At 65.9% G+C, this 16,137-nt stretch carries 15 protein-coding genes; 12 read left to right on the top strand and 3 right to left on the bottom strand.

Features of this window, described 5'->3' with window-relative positions; all coding sequences use genetic code 11:
• The first annotated feature begins 9 nt into the window (after nt 1-9).
• From odhB to ACM0M4_RS18545, 6 genes are all read left to right on the top strand, one after another.
• A complete protein-coding gene (gene odhB / locus ACM0M4_RS18570) occupies nt 10-1,239 on the top strand; it encodes a 2-oxoglutarate dehydrogenase complex dihydrolipoyllysine-residue succinyltransferase (protein WP_003114264.1) in 1,230 nt (409 codons plus the stop codon).
• Between the two features lie 68 nt (nt 1,240-1,307).
• Nucleotides 1,308-2,744: a dihydrolipoyl dehydrogenase gene (lpdA, locus tag ACM0M4_RS18565; RefSeq protein ID WP_003087422.1), complete on the top strand. Its 1,437-nt coding sequence runs from the start codon at nt 1,308-1,310 to the stop codon at nt 2,742-2,744.
• A gap of 309 nt (nt 2,745-3,053) precedes the next feature.
• On the top strand, nt 3,054-4,220 hold the full coding sequence (gene sucC, locus ACM0M4_RS18560) for an ADP-forming succinate--CoA ligase subunit beta (RefSeq protein WP_003087425.1): 1,167 nt from the start codon (nt 3,054-3,056) through the stop codon (nt 4,218-4,220).
• Entirely contained in the window at nt 4,220-5,107 is an 888-nt protein-coding gene (sucD, locus tag ACM0M4_RS18555; protein WP_003087428.1) for a succinate--CoA ligase subunit alpha, read from the top strand. Before sucC ends, sucD begins: the two co-directional genes overlap by 1 nt.
• Before the next feature lie 310 nt (nt 5,108-5,417).
• Entirely contained in the window at nt 5,418-6,731 is a 1,314-nt protein-coding gene (gene brnQ / locus ACM0M4_RS18550; protein ID WP_003114263.1) for a branched-chain amino acid transport system II carrier protein, read from the top strand.
• Nucleotides 6,732-6,876: 145 nt separating this feature from the next.
• A complete protein-coding gene (locus ACM0M4_RS18545; protein ID WP_003106486.1) occupies nt 6,877-7,641 on the top strand; it encodes a DUF599 domain-containing protein in 765 nt (254 codons plus the stop codon).
• Between the two features lie 58 nt (nt 7,642-7,699).
• Here ACM0M4_RS18545 and ACM0M4_RS18540 read toward each other — a convergent pair whose 3' ends face one another.
• A complete protein-coding gene (locus ACM0M4_RS18540; RefSeq protein WP_003087435.1) occupies nt 7,700-7,936 on the bottom strand; it encodes a hypothetical protein in 237 nt (78 codons plus the stop codon).
• A gap of 172 nt (nt 7,937-8,108) precedes the next feature.
• Here ACM0M4_RS18540 and ACM0M4_RS18535 point away from each other — a divergent pair, with 172 nt between their 5' ends.
• The 5 genes from ACM0M4_RS18535 to ACM0M4_RS18515 all read left to right on the top strand — a co-directional run bounded on the left by ACM0M4_RS18535 (nt 8,109) and on the right by ACM0M4_RS18515 (nt 13,106).
• Nucleotides 8,109-8,582, top strand: a complete 474-nt coding sequence (locus ACM0M4_RS18535; RefSeq protein WP_003106488.1) for a PaaI family thioesterase — start codon at nt 8,109-8,111, stop codon at nt 8,580-8,582.
• On the top strand, nt 8,579-9,025 hold the full coding sequence (locus ACM0M4_RS18530) for a PaaI family thioesterase (protein ID WP_003087441.1): 447 nt from the start codon (nt 8,579-8,581) through the stop codon (nt 9,023-9,025). The genes ACM0M4_RS18535 and ACM0M4_RS18530 overlap by 4 nt, the downstream gene beginning before the upstream one ends.
• Nucleotides 9,026-9,061: 36 nt before the next feature.
• A complete protein-coding gene (locus tag ACM0M4_RS18525; RefSeq protein ID WP_023099741.1) occupies nt 9,062-10,291 on the top strand; it encodes a hypothetical protein in 1,230 nt (409 codons plus the stop codon).
• A 117-nt stretch (nt 10,292-10,408) separates the two neighbouring features.
• Nucleotides 10,409-12,313 carry a molecular chaperone HtpG gene (gene htpG, locus ACM0M4_RS18520; protein WP_003087446.1) on the top strand — a complete coding sequence of 635 codons (1,905 nt, stop codon included), beginning with the start codon at nt 10,409-10,411 and terminating at the stop codon, nt 12,311-12,313.
• A gap of 67 nt (nt 12,314-12,380) precedes the next feature.
• Entirely contained in the window at nt 12,381-13,106 is a 726-nt protein-coding gene (locus tag ACM0M4_RS18515) for a dienelactone hydrolase family protein (protein WP_003114260.1), read from the top strand.
• Between the two features lie 10 nt (nt 13,107-13,116).
• Here the strand turns inward: ACM0M4_RS18515 and panB are convergent, their stop codons facing one another.
• Nucleotides 13,117-13,938, bottom strand: coding sequence for a 3-methyl-2-oxobutanoate hydroxymethyltransferase (gene panB / locus ACM0M4_RS18510; RefSeq protein WP_016561746.1), 822 nt, complete (start codon nt 13,936-13,938; stop codon nt 13,117-13,119).
• 80 nt (nt 13,939-14,018) lie between these two features.
• Here panB and ACM0M4_RS18505 point away from each other — a divergent pair, with 80 nt between their 5' ends.
• On the top strand, nt 14,019-14,801 hold the full coding sequence (locus ACM0M4_RS18505) for an AraC family transcriptional regulator (protein WP_003117756.1): 783 nt from the start codon (nt 14,019-14,021) through the stop codon (nt 14,799-14,801).
• Between the two features lie 10 nt (nt 14,802-14,811).
• On the opposite strand, the gene ACM0M4_RS18500 is transcribed toward ACM0M4_RS18505, so the two are convergent.
• Nucleotides 14,812-16,113 (bottom strand): cytochrome c, encoded by a 1,302-nt coding sequence (locus tag ACM0M4_RS18500; protein WP_031673141.1) that lies wholly within the window; start codon nt 16,111-16,113, stop codon nt 14,812-14,814.
• Between the last annotated feature and the right edge of the window lie 24 nt (nt 16,114-16,137).

Genomic DNA, 16,137 nt, shown 5'->3' with positions numbered 1-16,137 from the left:
ACGCACACAATGGCTATCGAAATCAAAGCCCCAACCTTCCCGGAATCGGTCGCCGACGGCACCGTCGCCACCTGGCACAAGAAGCCGGGCGAAGCAGTCAAGCGCGACGAACTGATCGTCGACATCGAGACCGACAAGGTGGTCATCGAGGTTCTCGCCGAGGCTGACGGCGTGCTGGCCGAGATCATCAAGAACGAAGGCGACACCGTTCTGAGCAACGAGCTGCTCGGCAAGCTGAACGAAGGCGGTGCCGCCGCTCCGGCCGCTCCGGCTGCCGCTGCGCCCGCCGCCGCTCCGGCTGCCCAGGCCGCCGCTCCGGCCGCCGCTGGCGGCGACGACGCCATCCTGTCCCCGGCCGCGCGCAAGCTGGCCGAGGAAGCCGGCATCGATCCGAACAGCATCGCCGGCACCGGCAAGGGCGGTCGCGTGACCAAGGAAGACGTGGTCGCTGCGGTCGAAGCGAAGAAGAACGCCCCGGCCGCCCCGGCCAAGCCTGCCGCCCCGGCTGCCGAGGCGCCGATCTTCGCCGCCGGCGACCGTGTCGAGAAGCGCGTGCCGATGACCCGCCTGCGGGCCAAGGTCGCCGAGCGCCTGGTCGAGGCGCAGTCCGCCATGGCCATGCTGACCACCTTCAACGAGGTCAACATGAAGCCGATCATGGACCTGCGTTCGAAGTACAAGGACCTGTTCGAGAAGAAGCACAACGGCGTGCGCCTGGGCTTCATGTCCTTCTTCGTCAAGGCCGCCACCGAGGCGCTGAAGCGCTTCCCGGGGGTCAACGCTTCCATCGACGGCAACGACATCGTCTACCACGGCTACCAGGACATCGGTGTTGCCGTTTCCAGCGACCGCGGCCTGGTGGTTCCGGTACTGCGTAACGCCGAGTTCATGAGCCTGGCCGAGATCGAGGGCGGTATCGCCAACTTCGGCAAGAAGGCGAAGGAAGGCAAGCTGACCATCGAAGACATGACCGGCGGCACCTTCACCATCTCCAACGGTGGCGTGTTCGGTTCCCTGCTGTCGACCCCGATCGTCAACCCGCCGCAGACCGCCATCCTCGGCATGCACAAGATCCAGGAGCGCCCGATGGCCGTGAACGGCCAGGTGGTGATCCTGCCGATGATGTACCTGGCGCTGTCCTACGACCACCGTCTGATCGACGGCAAGGAAGCGGTGAGCTTCCTGGTGGCGATCAAGGACCTGCTGGAAGATCCGGCTCGCCTGCTGCTGGACGTCTGATTTAGCGTTTCTCTTCACGGCGGCCCCCTCGTGGGGCCGTCCGGTTTCACCCGAATAAGGATTGAGATATGAGCCAGAAATTCGACGTGGTAGTGATTGGTGCCGGCCCCGGCGGTTACGTTGCCGCCATCCGCGCTGCCCAGCTGGGCCTGAAGACCGCCTGCATCGAGAAGTACATCGGCAAGGAAGGCAAGGTGGCGCTCGGCGGTACCTGCCTGAACGTTGGCTGCATCCCGTCCAAGGCGCTGCTGGACAGCTCCTACAAGTACCATGAGGCCAAAGAGGCCTTCAAAGTCCATGGTATCGAAGCCAAGGGCGTCACCATCGACGTTCCGGCGATGGTTGCGCGCAAGGCCAACATCGTCAAGAACCTGACCGGCGGCATCGCTACCCTGTTCAAGGCCAACGGCGTGACCTCCTTCGAAGGCCACGGCAAGCTGCTGGCCAACAAGCAGGTGGAAGTGACCGGCCTGGACGGCAAGACCCAGGTCCTGGAAGCCGAGAACGTGATCATCGCTTCCGGCTCCCGCCCGGTGGAGATCCCGCCGGCCCCGCTGACCGACGACATCATCGTCGACTCCACCGGCGCCCTGGAATTCCAGGCCGTGCCGAAGAAGCTGGGTGTGATCGGCGCCGGCGTCATCGGCCTGGAGCTGGGTTCGGTATGGGCCCGCCTGGGTGCCGAGGTGACCGTGCTGGAAGCTCTGGACAAGTTCCTCCCGGCTGCCGACGAGCAGATCGCCAAGGAAGCCCTGAAGGTCCTGACCAAGCAAGGCCTGAACATTCGCCTGGGTGCCCGCGTGACCGCTTCGGAAGTGAAGAAGAAGCAGGTCACCGTGACCTTCACCGACGCCAACGGCGAGCAGAAGGAAACCTTCGACAAGCTGATCGTCGCGGTCGGCCGTCGCCCGGTGACCACCGACCTGCTGGCCGCCGACAGCGGCGTGACCCTGGACGAGCGTGGCTTCATCTACGTCGACGACCACTGCAAGACCAGCGTTCCGGGCGTCTTCGCCATCGGTGACGTGGTTCGCGGCGCAATGCTCGCGCACAAGGCCTCGGAAGAGGGCGTGATGGTCGCCGAGCGCATCGCCGGCCACAAGGCGCAGATGAACTACGACCTGATTCCGTCGGTCATCTACACCCACCCGGAAATCGCCTGGGTCGGCAAGACCGAGCAGACCCTCAAGGCCGAGGGCGTCGAAGTCAACGTCGGCACCTTCCCGTTCGCCGCCAGCGGTCGCGCGATGGCTGCCAATGACACCACCGGCCTGGTCAAGGTCATCGCCGATGCGAAGACCGACCGCGTCCTGGGCGTCCACGTGATCGGCCCGAGCGCCGCCGAGCTGGTACAGCAAGGCGCGATCGGCATGGAATTCGGCACCAGCGCCGAAGACCTGGGCATGATGGTCTTCTCTCACCCGACGCTGTCCGAAGCCCTGCACGAAGCTGCCCTGGCAGTGAATGGCCATGCCATCCACATCGCCAACCGCAAGAAGCGCTGAGTGATCCGGGGCGTCACAGCGACGCGGGACGCGTCGTCCGTCAGGCCAGGACAGGTTCCTGGCCTTGTCGGGTCCGGGTTCTGTAGAATCCACGGTTTGCCGCCTGCGTCGGGATGCCGCAGGCGGCAGACTTTCAGAAGAACCACGGCGGGTGAGCGCCGGCGACCGTTGCGAGGTGGCCGCGGGCGTATGCCGCCGGACTGTTTTTTCGCGAGCCGGGTGGTTCGCGAAACGACGGTCACAGGTGGTGGGGCGCCACGAGCGCTCCGCCGAAATGCGCAATACCTAGACGAATAACGGTAGACAAGCATGAATCTCCACGAATATCAGGGTAAGCAGCTGTTCGCTGAATACGGCCTGCCTGTATCCAAGGGCTTTGCCGTAGACACCCCCGAAGAGGCCGCAGAAGCCTGCGACAAGATCGGCGGCAGCGAGTGGGTCGTCAAAGCTCAGGTGCACGCCGGCGGCCGCGGTAAAGCGGGCGGTGTGAAGCTGGTGAAGAGCAAAGAGGACGCCAAGGCGTTCGCCCAGCAGTGGCTGGGCAAGAACCTGGTGACCTACCAGACCGACGCCAACGGCCAGCCGGTCAGCAAGATCCTGGTGGAGTCCTGCACCGACATCGACAAGGAGCTGTACCTCGGCGCCGTCGTCGATCGTTCCAGCCGCCGCATCGTGTTCATGGCTTCCACCGAAGGTGGCGTGGACATCGAGAAGGTCGCCCACGACACTCCCGAGAAGATCCTCAAGGCTACCATCGACCCGCTGGTCGGCGCGCAGCCGTACCAGGGCCGCGAGCTGGCCTTCCAGCTGGGCCTGAAGGGCGACCAGATCAAGCAGTTCACCCATATCTTCGTCGGCCTGGCGAAGCTGTTCCAGGACTACGACCTGGCCCTGCTGGAAGTGAACCCGCTGGTGATCAAGAAAGACGGCAACCTGCACTGCCTGGATGCCAAGATCAACATCGACAGCAACGCCCTGTACCGTCAGCCGAAGCTGCGCGCCATGCACGACCCGTCCCAGGACGACGCCCGTGAAGCCCATGCGCAGAAGTGGGAGCTGAACTACGTCGCGCTGGAAGGCAACATCGGCTGCATGGTCAACGGCGCCGGCCTGGCCATGGGTACCATGGACATCGTCAACCTGCACGGCGGCAAGCCGGCCAACTTCCTCGACGTTGGCGGCGGTGCGACCAAGGAGCGCGTGACCGAAGCGTTCAAGATCATCCTGTCCGACAGCAACGTGAAGGCTGTCCTGGTGAACATCTTCGGCGGCATCGTGCGTTGCGACATGATCGCCGAAGGCATCATCGGCGCCGTCAAAGAAGTCGGCGTGAAGGTTCCGGTTGTCGTCCGCCTGGAAGGCAACAACGCTGAACTGGGTGCCAAGGTCCTGGCCGAAAGCGGCCTGAACATCATCGCGGCAACCAGCCTGACCGACGCTGCCCAGCAAGTCGTCAAGGCCGCGGAGGGTAAGTAATGAGCGTCCTGATCAACAAAGACACCAAAGTCATCTGCCAAGGCTTCACCGGTAGCCAGGGCACCTTCCACTCCGAACAGGCCATCGCCTATGGCACCAAGATGGTCGGCGGCGTGACCCCCGGCAAGGGCGGCACCACCCACCTCGGCCTGCCGGTGTTCAACACCGTCAAGGAAGCCGTGGAAGCCACCGGCGCCGAAGCCTCGGTCATCTACGTTCCGGCTCCGTTCTGCAAGGACTCGATCCTGGAAGCGGCATTCGGCGGCATCAAGCTGATCGTCTGCATCACCGAAGGCATCCCGACCCTCGACATGCTGGACGCCAAGGTCAAGTGCGACGAGCTGGGCGTACGCCTGATCGGCCCGAACTGCCCGGGCGTGATCACTCCCGGCGAGTGCAAGATCGGCATCATGCCGGGTCACATCCACCTGCCGGGCAAGGTAGGCATCGTGTCGCGTTCCGGCACCCTGACCTACGAAGCCGTGAAGCAGACCACCGACGCCGGCTTCGGCCAGTCCACCTGCGTGGGCATCGGCGGCGACCCGATCCCGGGCTCCAACTTCATCGACATCCTGAAGCTGTTCCAGGAAGATCCGCAGACCGAAGCCATCGTCATGATCGGCGAGATCGGCGGTTCCGCCGAAGAAGAAGCCGCGGCCTTCATCAAGGCCAACGTGACCAAGCCGGTGGTGTCCTACATCGCTGGTGTGACTGCCCCTCCGGGCAAGCGCATGGGCCACGCCGGCGCCATCATCTCCGGCGGCAAGGGCACCGCGGACGAGAAGTTCGCCGCCCTGCAGGACGCCGGTGTGAAGACCGTGCGTTCCCTGGCCGACATCGGCAAGGCCCTGGCCGAGCTGACCGGTTGGGAAGTGAAGAAGGCCTGATTTCCCGGGTTTTCTGAGTTCCAGGACGAAGGCCACCGCCTCACAGCGGTGGCCTTCGTCGTTCTATCGCATCCGTCAAACGAATGTTGCCGCGATGCGCTATCATTGCCAACGGTTCGTGTCCGACAAAACCCCGGGCGCGCCACGCATCATCCCGCAGGCCAGTGCGCCTGCAGCTATAACGCCACATGGCCCTCAAAAGGGGTCGGGCGGCTTGACCGGTCCTCCTCATCCGGAAGGACGTTGTTTCCTAACACCCCCAAAGGGAAACCCCGAACAACCGAGACTTCTGCCAGTGGTACATCCTCCTATGACTCATTTGAAAGGGTTCGACCTGCTCGCCCTTGGCTTCATGACGTTCGCGCTTTTTCTCGGCGCGGGTAACATCATCTTTCCTCCCAGTGCCGGCATGGCGGCGGGCGAACACGTATGGAGCGCGGCTTTCGGCTTCCTCCTTACCGGTGTCGGCCTGCCGTTGCTGACGGTGGTCGCCCTGGCCCGGGTCGGAGGCGGTATTGGCCGCCTGACCCAGCCGATCGGGCGGCGCGCGGGAGTGGCGTTCGCCATCGCCGTCTATCTTGCCATCGGCCCGCTGTTCGCCACCCCGCGTACAGCCGTGGTGTCCTTCGAGATGGGCGTCGCGCCCTTCACCGGGGACGGCGGCGTGCCGTTGCTCATCTATACCGTCGCTTACTTCTCCGTGGTTCTGTTCCTGGTGCTGAACCCGGGTCGCCTTGTCGACCGGGTCGGAAAGGTCATCACGCCGGTGCTGCTGTCGGCCCTGCTGGTCCTTGGCGGCGCGGCGATCTTCGCGCCGGCGGGAGAGATCGGCAGCAGTTCCGGCGAGTACCAGAGCGCGCCCCTGGTGCAGGGCTTCCTGCAGGGCTACCTGACCATGGATACCCTCGGTGCGCTGGTCTTCGGTATCGTCATCGCCACCGCCATTCGCGACCGCGGCATCAGCGACAGCCGGCTGGTCACGCGCTATTCCATGATCGCCGGGGTCATCGCCGCCACCGGCCTGTCCCTGGTCTACCTGGCGCTGTTCTATCTTGGCGCCACCAGCCAGGGCATCGCCGGCGACGCCCAGAATGGCGTACAGATCCTCACCGCCTATGTGCAGCAGACCTTTGGCGTTTCCGGCAGCCTGTTGCTGGCGGTGGTCATCACCCTGGCCTGCCTGACCACGGCGGTAGGGCTGATCACGGCGTGCGGCGAGTTCTTCAGCGACCTGCTGCCGGTTTCGTACAAGACGGTGGTGATCGTGTTCTCGCTGTTCAGCCTGCTGGTCGCCAACCAGGGACTGACCCAGTTGATCAGCCTTTCGGTACCGGTTCTGGTGGGACTCTATCCGCTCGCCATCGTGCTGATCGCCCTGAGCCTGTTCGACCGGCTCTGGGTGTCGGCCCCGCGGGTGTTCGTGCCGGTGATGATCGTCGCGCTGCTCTTCGGCATCGTCGACGGGCTGGGGGCGGCCAAGCTGAACGGGTGGGTGCCGGACGTCTTCGCCAAGCTTCCGCTCGCCGATCAGAGCCTTGGCTGGCTGCTGCCGGTATCCATTGCGCTGGTCCTGGCAGTCGTTTGCGATCGGCTGCTGGGCAAGCCGCGCGAAGCGGTCGCCTGAGACGTCAGGCGAACCCCAGGAAGGCCGCCTCCGGGCGGCCTTTTTCATGAGCCGACGAAAGTCGTGTCCTGGCCGCGGCGAGCGGCGTCCCAACGGCGCGAAACAACGGCGGGGCGATTCCCGGCCGGCTCAAGAGGGAGTTTTCATGACCGCCGAACTCGGCATTTTCAACGGGCACCTGCTGCAACACCTGCTGGCGGCGCTCTGGTTCCTGTTCTGCTGGGTGGGCTACACCCGCTACGCCACCTGGAAGGGTCGCGACACCGCCTGCCTGGCCAGCGTCCTGCACCTCTACCGGGAGGACTGGATGCGCCGGTTGCTGCTGCGCGACAACCGTATCGCCGACGCCAGCGTGATCGGTAACCTGGAGCGTAATGCGTCGTTCTTCGCCTCCAGCACGCTGATCATCCTCGCCGGCATCCTCACCCTGCTGGGCTCCACCGATCGCGCCGTCTCGGTACTGGCCGACCTGCCGTTCGTGGAGGAGGCCAGCCGGGGACTGTCGGAACTGAAGCTGCTGTGCCTGGCAGTGGTCTTCGTCTATGCCTTCTTCACCTTCAGCTGGTGCATGCGCCAATACAACTTCGCGGCGATCCTGGTCGGCTCGGCACCGATGATCGGCGAGCGCAACGTCGGCGAGCTGGAGCGCAAATCCTTTGCCGAGCGTGCCGCCCGGGTCATCTCGCTGGCGGCCAACCAGTTCAACTTCGGCTTGCGCTCGTACTATTTCGGCCTGGCCATGCTCGCCTGGTTCATCAATTCCTGGTTCTTCATGCTGGTGACGGCCGGCGTGGTGCTGGTCCTGTATCGCCGCGAATTCCATTCGGACGTGCTGGAGGTGATGGTCTACACCGAGACCGCAATCGCCGAAAGCCCGCGGGAAGGCGAGGGCGAGGTGCCCAGGGGCTGAATCCCGGGCATGAAAAAGCCCGCTTGCGCGGGCTCTTTCAGGGTACGTCAACGAGAACTTATTGCTGGTTCTGTTGCGGTTGCTCCGGAGTCGGTGCCGGAGTCTGCGGGGTTGCCGGAGTGTCGCTCGACGGCGCCGGGGCGCTGGGCTCGGCAGGGGGAGTAGCCGGAGCGCTCGGCTGGGTCTCGGTAGCCGGAGCTGCCGGGGCCGCTGCCTTGTCTTCCTCTTTCTTGTCGCAAGCGGCCAGGCCAAGGCTGGCAGCGAGCAGCAGGGCAAGAGTTACGGTCTTTTTCATCGTTTAGCCTCCATGTGCGGCTTTCCTCGTTGTAGCCCTTTGAACATTTGCGCTGGCGTGAAGTTCCACACACTTCGACTATTTCGATCGTTATGTCCAAAACCCCGGCTGCCGGGGCTTTGGCGGCAGGGTATGATTCGCCCTCCAGAAAACTCCCAGCAAGGTCGCCGTCATGTCGGAAAATCCTCTCCTCGAGCGCGCCCGGCGCTTTCTCTCGGCCTTGCGTCATTGCCAGGTGCTGGGGTTGACGGTCGAGGCCGCCGACGAGAAAGGACTGACCCTGCGCCTGCCCTACAGCCAGGCGATCATCGGCAACCCGGAAAGCGGGGTCGTCCACGGCGGCGCGATCACCACCCTGATGGACACCACCTGTGGTATTTCCACGGTCTGCGTGCTGCCGGACTTCGAGATCTGCCCGACGCTCGACCTGCGCATCGACTACATGCATCCCGCCGAACCGCACAAGGATGTCTATGGCTTCGCCGAGTGCTACCGGGTCACGCCGAACGTGATCTTCACCCGCGGCTTCGCCTACCAGGACGATCCGGGCCAGCCCATCGCCCATGTCGTCGGCGCTTTCATGCGCATGGGCGGTTCGGCCCGCGCCGGGGCGGCCAGGCCGGCCGCGCAGGGAGGTGCGGCATGAGCCCGACCAGCCTCGAGCAACTGGTCCGCGACGCGCGTCGGAACAACGACTACAGCCCGCTGGTGGAGCTGATCCCGTACGCCAAGCTGCTCGGCATCGAATGTCTGCGCCTGGGCGACGACATGGTCTTCCGCCTGCCGGCGAACAAGGACAACATTGGCAACCCGACCCTGCCGGCCATCCATGGCGGCGTGATCGCCGGCTTCATGGAGCATGCGGCGATGTTGCACCTGCTGACCTTCATGAGCATTCCGCACCTGCCGAAGATCATCGATTTCTCCATCGACTACCTGCGTGCCGGGCACTTCCGCGATACCTACGCGCAATGCCAGGTCTGGCGCCAGGGGCGACGGGTGGCGAACGTCGCGATCAACGCCTGGCAGACCACCCAGGGCGAGCCCATCGCCACTGCGCGGGCGCATTTCAAGGTGGACGAGCCGTGAGCCGTACGCTGCGGAAAGTGGGCTGAGGATATCGCGATGGATGCCTTGCTGATTCTGGGCGGCCTGCTGCTGATGGTCGCCGGCTATATCTGGGTCATCGTCCTGGCCTTCGGTACCGGTCTGCTGTGGGGTTACGGCAGCCTTTTCCCGCCGGTGGCGCTGGCCTATATCGGCGTGCACTGGCGTACGGCGCGCAAGGGCGTCGGGCTGGCCGCGCTGGGTTGCATCCCGCTGGTGGTCGGCCTGGCGCTGCTGGCCAGTCACGACGCTGCGCGACTGGAGGCGATCCTCAGCCTGCGCTGGCTAAAGCCGGAGGCCAGGCCGCCGGCGGAACTGGCCATCGCGCTCAGCGGGGAGTTCAACGGCAAGCCTTTCGCGCCGCAGAGCGGCGAGTTGATCGGCGGCGTGCTGAGCCTGCGCCAGGGGCACGATTTCTACGCCCAGCGCGAGCTGCAGATCCGCCTTCCGGCACAGCCGCTCGGGGCGCTGCGCCTGGACGTGCTGCCCGAGGACGGCGGCGCGTTGCCAGAAGTCGAGCTGAGCTGGCTGCAACCGGATCAGGACCTGCCCGAGGCGCGTCGTCTCCTGCGTGGCTATACCTTGCACCTGGACCTGCGGCCCAAGGCGCCGAACCGCCTGGAGGGCGAGTTCCACCTGAGCCTGCCGAGCGACTACCGGACCACCCTCAGCGGCCACGTCGAGCTGTATACCGACCGGCTGCGCTATCGGCACGGCAAGGTCGACCTGGGCTACGACTCCGACGATACCCTAGCCCTGGTCTTGCGCGACTATCTGCAGCGACGTTTCGCCAGCCGCGACGTCAGCCTCGTGCGGGCGCCGTCCTGGCGCGCGGCCAGCCATGCGCGGCCGCTGCGTATCGAGGCCCTGGTGGCCGGCCAGGCTCAGGTACTGGAGCTGACGCTGGAGAAGAACGCCCGGCGGGAGTGGTCGGTGCGCGGCGACGCGTTCCCCGCTTTGCCGGCGGAGCCTGCGACCGTGGCCGCGGTGGCGCCGCCCGAGCCGCAGGCGCTGCCGGCGCCGGGCAACGCCACCCTCGACCTGGAGCTGGTCCAGGTCGAACCGCAGCGCTACAGCCAGCGCCTGGTCAAGGCCACTACGGTACGCGGGCGTATCGCCGAGGGCCGTTTCACCGGCCTCGACAGCGAGGGGCGCCTGGTGATCCGCCGGGAAATGCCCGGTGCGGGGGAGGCGAGCTACCTGTTGCGCCCGGCGGAGATCGCCCGTCTCGAACTGCTCGAACGCTAGTCGTCGTACGACGGTGCGCGGTTTTTTCGCATAAGCGCTTGAAAAGCCGGAAGAAGGCCCCACCTAGGGGACATCCGCCGTGGTACGCGGCTTATGTCATTGATGGAGCTTGGAGCGATGAGCGTGGAAACCCAAAAAGAGACACTGGGCTTTCAGACTGAAGTGAAGCAACTGCTTCACCTGATGATTCATTCTCTCTATTCGAACAAGGAAATCTTCCTCCGCGAACTGATTTCCAACGCCTCGGACGCCGCCGACAAGCTGCGTTTCGAAGCCCTGGCCAATCCCGAGCTGCTCGAGGGCGGCGCCGAGCTGAAGATCCGCGTCAGCTTCGACAAGGAAGCCAACACCGTCACCCTGGAAGACAACGGCATCGGCATGAGCCGCGAGGATGTGGTGACTCACCTGGGCACCATCGCCAAGTCCGGGACCGCCGACTTCCTGAAGAACTTGTCTGGCGACCAGAAGAAGGATTCGCACCTGATCGGCCAGTTCGGCGTCGGTTTCTACAGCGCCTTCATCGTCGCCGACAAGGTCGATGTCTACTCCCGTCGCGCCGGCCAGCCGGCCAGCGAAGGCGTGCACTGGTCGTCGAAGGGCGAGGGCGAGTTCGACGTCGCCACCATCGACAAGCCCGAGCGCGGCACCCGCATCGTCCTCCACCTGAAAAAGGGCGAGGAGGAGTTCGCCGATGGCTGGCGCCTGCGCAACGTGATCAAGAAATACTCCGATCACATCGCTTTGCCGATCGAGCTACCCAAGGAATTCCACGGCGAAGAGGCCGACAAGCCGGCCGAGCCGGAATGGGAAACGGTCAACCGCGCCAGCGCGCTGTGGACCCGTCCGCGCGCCGAGGTGAAGGACGAGGAATACCAGGAGTTCTACAAGCACGTCGCCCATGACTTCGAGAATCCGCTGAGCTGGAGCCACAACAAGGTCGAAGGCAAGCTGGAATACACCTCGCTGCTCTACGTGCCGGGCCGCGCGCCGTTCGACCTGTACCATCGCGAAGCGCCGCGGGGCCTGAAGCTGTACGTACAGCGCGTGTTCATCATGGACCAGGCCGACGAGTTCCTGCCGCTGTACCTGCGCTTCATCAAGGGTGTGGTCGACTCCAACGACCTGTCGCTGAACGTCTCCCGGGAAATCCTGCAGAAGGATCCGGTGATCGACTCGATGAAGTCGGCGTTGACCAAGCGCGTGCTGGACATGCTGGAGAAGCTGGCGAAGAACGAGCCGGAGCAGTACAAGACCTTCTGGAAGAACTTCGGCCAGGTCCTCAAGGAAGGCCCGGCGGAAGACTTCGGCAACAAGGAGAAGATCGCCGGCCTGCTGCGCTTCGCCTCCACCGGCGACGATTCGGGCGAGCAGAGCGTAGCGCTGGCCGACTACATCGGTCGGATGAAGGAAGGCCAGGACAAGATCTACTACCTCACCGGCGAGAGCTACTCGCAGGTGAAGAACAGCCCGCACCTGGAAGTCTTCCGCAAGAAGGGCATCGAGGTGCTGCTGCTCACCGATCGCATCGACGAGTGGCTGATGAGCTACCTGCCGGAGTTCGACGGCAAGCAGTTCGTCGATGTCGCCCGCGGCGACCTGGACCTGGGCAGCCTGGACTCGGAAGAGGACAAGAAGGCCCAGGAAGAAGTCGCCAAGAGCAAGGAAGGCCTGATCGAGCGCCTGAAGAAGGTGCTCGACGAGCAGGTCAGCGAAGTCCGCGTTTCCCACCGCCTGACCGATTCGCCGGCGATCCTCGCCATCGGCGAACAGGACCTTGGCCTGCAGATGCGCCAGATCCTCGAGGCCAGCGGGCAGAAAGTGCCGGACTCGAAGCCGATCTTCGAGATCAACCCGCAGCATCCGCTGATCGAGAAGCTGGATGCGGAGCCGGACGAGGACCGCTTCGGCGAGCTGTCGCATATTCTCTTCGACCAGGCCGCCCTGGCCGCGGGGGACAGCCTCAAGGATCCGGGCGCCTACGTACGCCGACTGAACAAGCTGCTGGTGGAGCTGTCCGCTTAAGCAGTAGCCCCGACAAAGCCCGCTTCGGCGGGCTTTGTCTTTTCCAACTCTCGCAGGAGCAGTACCCATGAGTGAGATTCGTGTAGAGCCGGTCGCCTACGACATCGATGGGCAGCCGTACGAAGGTCAACTGGTGTACGACGCCAGCCACGCGGGGCCGCGCCCGGGCCTGCTGATGGCGCCGAACTGGATGGGCGTGAGCGCCGCCGCGCTGGACATCGCCCGGCAGGTCGCCGGCCGTGGGCACGTGGTGCTGGTGGCGGACCTCTACGGCAGGGACGTGCGTCCGCAGAACGGCGACGAGGCGGGCGCGGCGATGATGCCGCTGAAGAACGACCGGGCCCTGCTGCGCAAGCGCATGCAGGCAGCGCTGGCGGCCTTGCGCGGACAGGCGCTCGCGGCTGTCGATACGACCCGCCAGGCTGCCTTCGGTTTCTGCTTCGGCGGTTGCTGCGCGCTGGAGCTGGCTCGCGACGGCGCCGAGCTGAAGGCCTTCGTGTCCTTCCATGGCACCCTGGATACGCCGGACCCGGCGCATGCCAGGAACATCAAGGGCGCGGTACTGGTCCTCGACGGCGCCTCCGATCCGCTGGTGCCGCGCGAGCAGTTGCCGGCCTTCGCCAGGGAGATGACCGATGCCGGCGTCGACTGGCAGCTCACCAGCTACGGCGGCGCGGTGCATTCCTTCACCGATCCGAACGCCAAGCTGCCGGGCAAGATGCACTATGACGCCAGGACCTCCCGGCGTGCCTTCCAGGCGATGGACGACCTGCTGGCGGAAGTCTTCGCCTGAGACCGCCGGCTCACTCGCGCATGGCGAAGCAATGCCTGGCCTCGGGGAAGCGCCGTTCGCGCACGTCTTCGGCGAAGCGCCGGGCCGCCTCGTCGATTTCCCGGTCGAGGCGCGCGTAGCGTTCGACGAAGCGCGGTACCTGTTCGCCGCTTAGCCCGAGCAGGTCCTCGCTGACCAGTACCTGGCCGTCGCAGGCCGGCGAGGCGCCGATACCGATGCAGGGGATCGCCAGTTCTTCGCTAAGGCGACGGGCCAGCGGCTCGCCTACGCCTTCGATGACCACCGCGAAGGCGCCGCCGCGCTGCATGGCGAGGCCGTCGCGGCGTACCCGTTCTGCGCTTTCCGGGTCACGCCCCTGGGCCTTGAAGCCGCCCATGGCGTTGACCTGCTGCGGCATCAGGCCGATATGGGCGAGCACCGGTATGCCACGGCGTACCAGGAAGTCCACGGTTTCTTCCATTTCCTCTCCGCCTTCCAGCTTCACCGCCTGGGCGCCGCTGTCGGCCAGCAGGCGTGCGGCGTTGCGGAACGCCTGTCGGGGCGATTCCTGGTAGCTGGCGAACGGCAAGTCGGCCACCACGCAGGCGCGCCGACTGCCGCGCATCACCGCCAGGGTGTGGGCGACCATCATCTCCAGGCTCACTCCCAGGGTGCTGGGCATGCCATAGAGCACCATGCCCAGCGAATCGCCGACCAGCAGCAGGTCGGCATGCGGATCGAGGAGGCGGGCCATGGGCGTGCTGTAGGCGGTCAGCGCCACCAGGCTGCCGGCACCCTTGCGGCGCCGGATATCGGGAACGGACAGGCGATGTTGCGGGCGATGACTGCTCATGGCGTGGCTCCGGTTTGTCTATGGGGAGCCACACGCTACCATCGGCCGCGCACCGCTCACTCGACGGATGGGGACAACCGATGCCGCAAACGGGACAAGAACGCGACCTGCCGCGATTCCGCAGCCTGCCCTGCGCGGTGTACCTGCGCGCCTTCGAGATGCCCGCCGGGCACCGGGTGGAGATGCACGAGCACCCCTGGGGCCAACTGATGTACGCCGCCAGCGGCACCTTGCGCGCCAGCACCGAGCGGCACAGCTATCTGGTGCCGGCGCAGCGGGCGCTGTGGATTCCGCCGGGCGTCCGGCACGCCGCGGAGGCTTGCAACCCTGTGCTGTTCCGCAGTCTCTACCTGGATCGTTCGCTGCCCGGCGGTTGCCGGGTACTGGAGGTGTCCGGCCTGCTGCGCGAACTGTTGCTGCGGGCGGCGGAGTTTCCCCGTGAATATCCGCCGGGTGGCGAGGCCGAGCGTCTCATGCAGGTGGTCGCCGATGAGGTCGGGCGCCTTCGCGAGGCGCCGCTGAACCTGCCGTTGCCTGGCGACCCGCGCTTGCGCCGGATCACCGACGCGCTACAGGCGGATCCCGCCGATCCGCGCGGCATCTCGGATTGGGCGGGACTGGTGGGGGCGTCCCGACGGACCCTGGCGCGGTTGTTCCGCGAGCAGACCCAGTTGTCGTTTCGCGAGTGGCGCCAGCGCCTGCGTCTGCTCAACGCGGTCGCCGCGCTGGAGGAGGGCGCCAGCGTGACGCGGGTGGCCAGCGACCTTGGCTACGACTCCACCTCGGCGTTCATCAGCCTGTTCCAGCGTCATTTCGGCCAGACCCCCGGTTGCTTCGCCCGCTCCCTGCGCTTGCCCAACTGAGCCGCATGCTTCAGGGCGCCGCCTGTCGGCGCAGGCTTGCCGCCTTGGCCGCGAGGTCCGGCCAGGCGGGCTTGCCGGCGAAACGCTCGCGCAGGTAGTTGGCCAGGGCGGCGACTTGCCGGTCGTCGAGGCTGTGGCGGAAGCTGGGCATATAGCCGAGGTCGCCGGTGGCCGGGCTGTGGATGCCGTCGAGGATGATCCGCAGCAGGTTGTCCGGGCTGTCCGCATGCACATTGCTGTTCAGCGCCAGGGATGGACGCACGCCGAAGAAGCGCGGTCCGTCGCCGTCATGGTGGCAGGCCAGGCAGGCCCCGGCGAACAGGCGCGCGCCGCTGCCGCTGGGCGGTTGCACGCGGCCGTAGCCCTGCCGGTCGAGGCGTTGCGCCTGTTGCTGATCGGTTTCCCCGGCCGGGGCAGCGGCGTAGGACGCAAGGTAATGGGCCAGGGCCCGCAGGTCCTCGTCCGACTGCTTGGCCAGGCCTTCGCCGACCACTGGCGCCATCGGCCCGCTGGCGACCCCGTGGTAGGCCGAATAGCCGTGGCGGAGGTAGGCGTAGAGGGCCTCCTCGCTCCAGGCGATGGGCGCCGGCGAACTGGCGTTCAAGGCTGGCGCGGTCCAGCCCTCCGCCTCGCCGCCGGCGAAGTGCGCGCTGCCGGACTTTTCCGCGCCGAGCGCATTGCGCGGCGAGTGGCAGGCGCTGCAATGGCCGAGGCCTTCGGCGAGATAGGCGCCGCGGTTCCATTGCTGGTTGCGCGTCGGCTCGTCGCGGTAGGCGCCGGGCTCCAGGAACAGCAGGTTCCAGCCGGCCATCAGCTGGCGTTGGTCGAAGGGGAACGGCAGCTGGTTGGCAGGCGTTTCGCTGTGCACCGCCGGCTGGCTCATCAGGTAGGCGTACAGGGCCTTCAGGTCTTCGTCGCGAGTCCTGGTGAAGGCGGTGTAAGGGAACGCCGGATACAGGTAGCTGCCGTCGCGGGCCACGCCATGCCGCATGGCCCGCTCGAAGGCGGGGTAGGACCAGCCACCGATGCCGCTCGCGCGATCCGGCGTGAGGTTGCTGCTGTAGATCGTCCCGAACGGCGTCGGCAAGGCCCGTCCGCCGGCGTTGCGCGGGCCGCCTTCGCGAGTGTGGCAGACCGCGCAGTCGCCGAGGGCGGCGAGGCGTTCGCCGCGGGCGATCTGCTCGGCGCTGAAGGGACCGGGTGTGCCTTCCAGTGGCCCGATGGCCGGTTGCCAGGCGTAGCCGAGGGCGATGGCGGCGAGCGCGACGAGGCTGCCGGAGGCCCAGAGGCCGATGCGTGTTGCCTTCTTCATCTGTCAGTCATCCACTGCGCGGGG

This window comes from Pseudomonas sp. 18-147 (assembly GCF_051048045.1).
Taxonomy (GTDB): Bacteria; Pseudomonadota; Gammaproteobacteria; order Pseudomonadales; family Pseudomonadaceae; genus Pseudomonas; species Pseudomonas aeruginosa.
Note: the sequence above shows the minus strand (reverse complement) of the source record. Positions and strands in the feature narration are given on the sequence as shown.

What these genes read in the sequence shown, in the direction of transcription:
- ACM0M4_RS18515 (WP_003114260.1), top strand. Translation starts at nt 12,381, where the DNA reads ATGAGTGAGATTCGTGTAGAGCCGGTCGCCTACGACATCGATGGGCAG.
- htpG (WP_003087446.1), top strand. Translation starts at nt 10,409, where the DNA reads ATGAGCGTGGAAACCCAAAAAGAGACACTGGGCTTTCAGACTGAAGTG.
- ACM0M4_RS18525 (WP_023099741.1), top strand. Translation starts at nt 9,062, where the DNA reads ATGGATGCCTTGCTGATTCTGGGCGGCCTGCTGCTGATGGTCGCCGGC.
- sucD (WP_003087428.1), top strand. Translation starts at nt 4,220, where the DNA reads ATGAGCGTCCTGATCAACAAAGACACCAAAGTCATCTGCCAAGGCTTC.
- ACM0M4_RS18505 (WP_003117756.1), top strand. Translation starts at nt 14,019, where the DNA reads ATGCCGCAAACGGGACAAGAACGCGACCTGCCGCGATTCCGCAGCCTG.
- brnQ (WP_003114263.1), top strand. Translation starts at nt 5,418, where the DNA reads ATGACTCATTTGAAAGGGTTCGACCTGCTCGCCCTTGGCTTCATGACG.
- ACM0M4_RS18500 (WP_031673141.1), bottom strand. Translation starts at nt 16,113, where the DNA reads ATGAAGAAGGCAACACGCATCGGCCTCTGGGCCTCCGGCAGCCTCGTC.
- ACM0M4_RS18530 (WP_003087441.1), top strand. Translation starts at nt 8,579, where the DNA reads ATGAGCCCGACCAGCCTCGAGCAACTGGTCCGCGACGCGCGTCGGAAC.
- sucC (WP_003087425.1), top strand. Translation starts at nt 3,054, where the DNA reads ATGAATCTCCACGAATATCAGGGTAAGCAGCTGTTCGCTGAATACGGC.
- ACM0M4_RS18545 (WP_003106486.1), top strand. Translation starts at nt 6,877, where the DNA reads ATGACCGCCGAACTCGGCATTTTCAACGGGCACCTGCTGCAACACCTG.
- lpdA (WP_003087422.1), top strand. Translation starts at nt 1,308, where the DNA reads ATGAGCCAGAAATTCGACGTGGTAGTGATTGGTGCCGGCCCCGGCGGT.
- panB (WP_016561746.1), bottom strand. Translation starts at nt 13,938, where the DNA reads ATGAGCAGTCATCGCCCGCAACATCGCCTGTCCGTTCCCGATATCCGG.
- ACM0M4_RS18540 (WP_003087435.1), bottom strand. Translation starts at nt 7,936, where the DNA reads ATGAAAAAGACCGTAACTCTTGCCCTGCTGCTCGCTGCCAGCCTTGGC.
- odhB (WP_003114264.1), top strand. Translation starts at nt 10, where the DNA reads ATGGCTATCGAAATCAAAGCCCCAACCTTCCCGGAATCGGTCGCCGAC.
- ACM0M4_RS18535 (WP_003106488.1), top strand. Translation starts at nt 8,109, where the DNA reads ATGTCGGAAAATCCTCTCCTCGAGCGCGCCCGGCGCTTTCTCTCGGCC.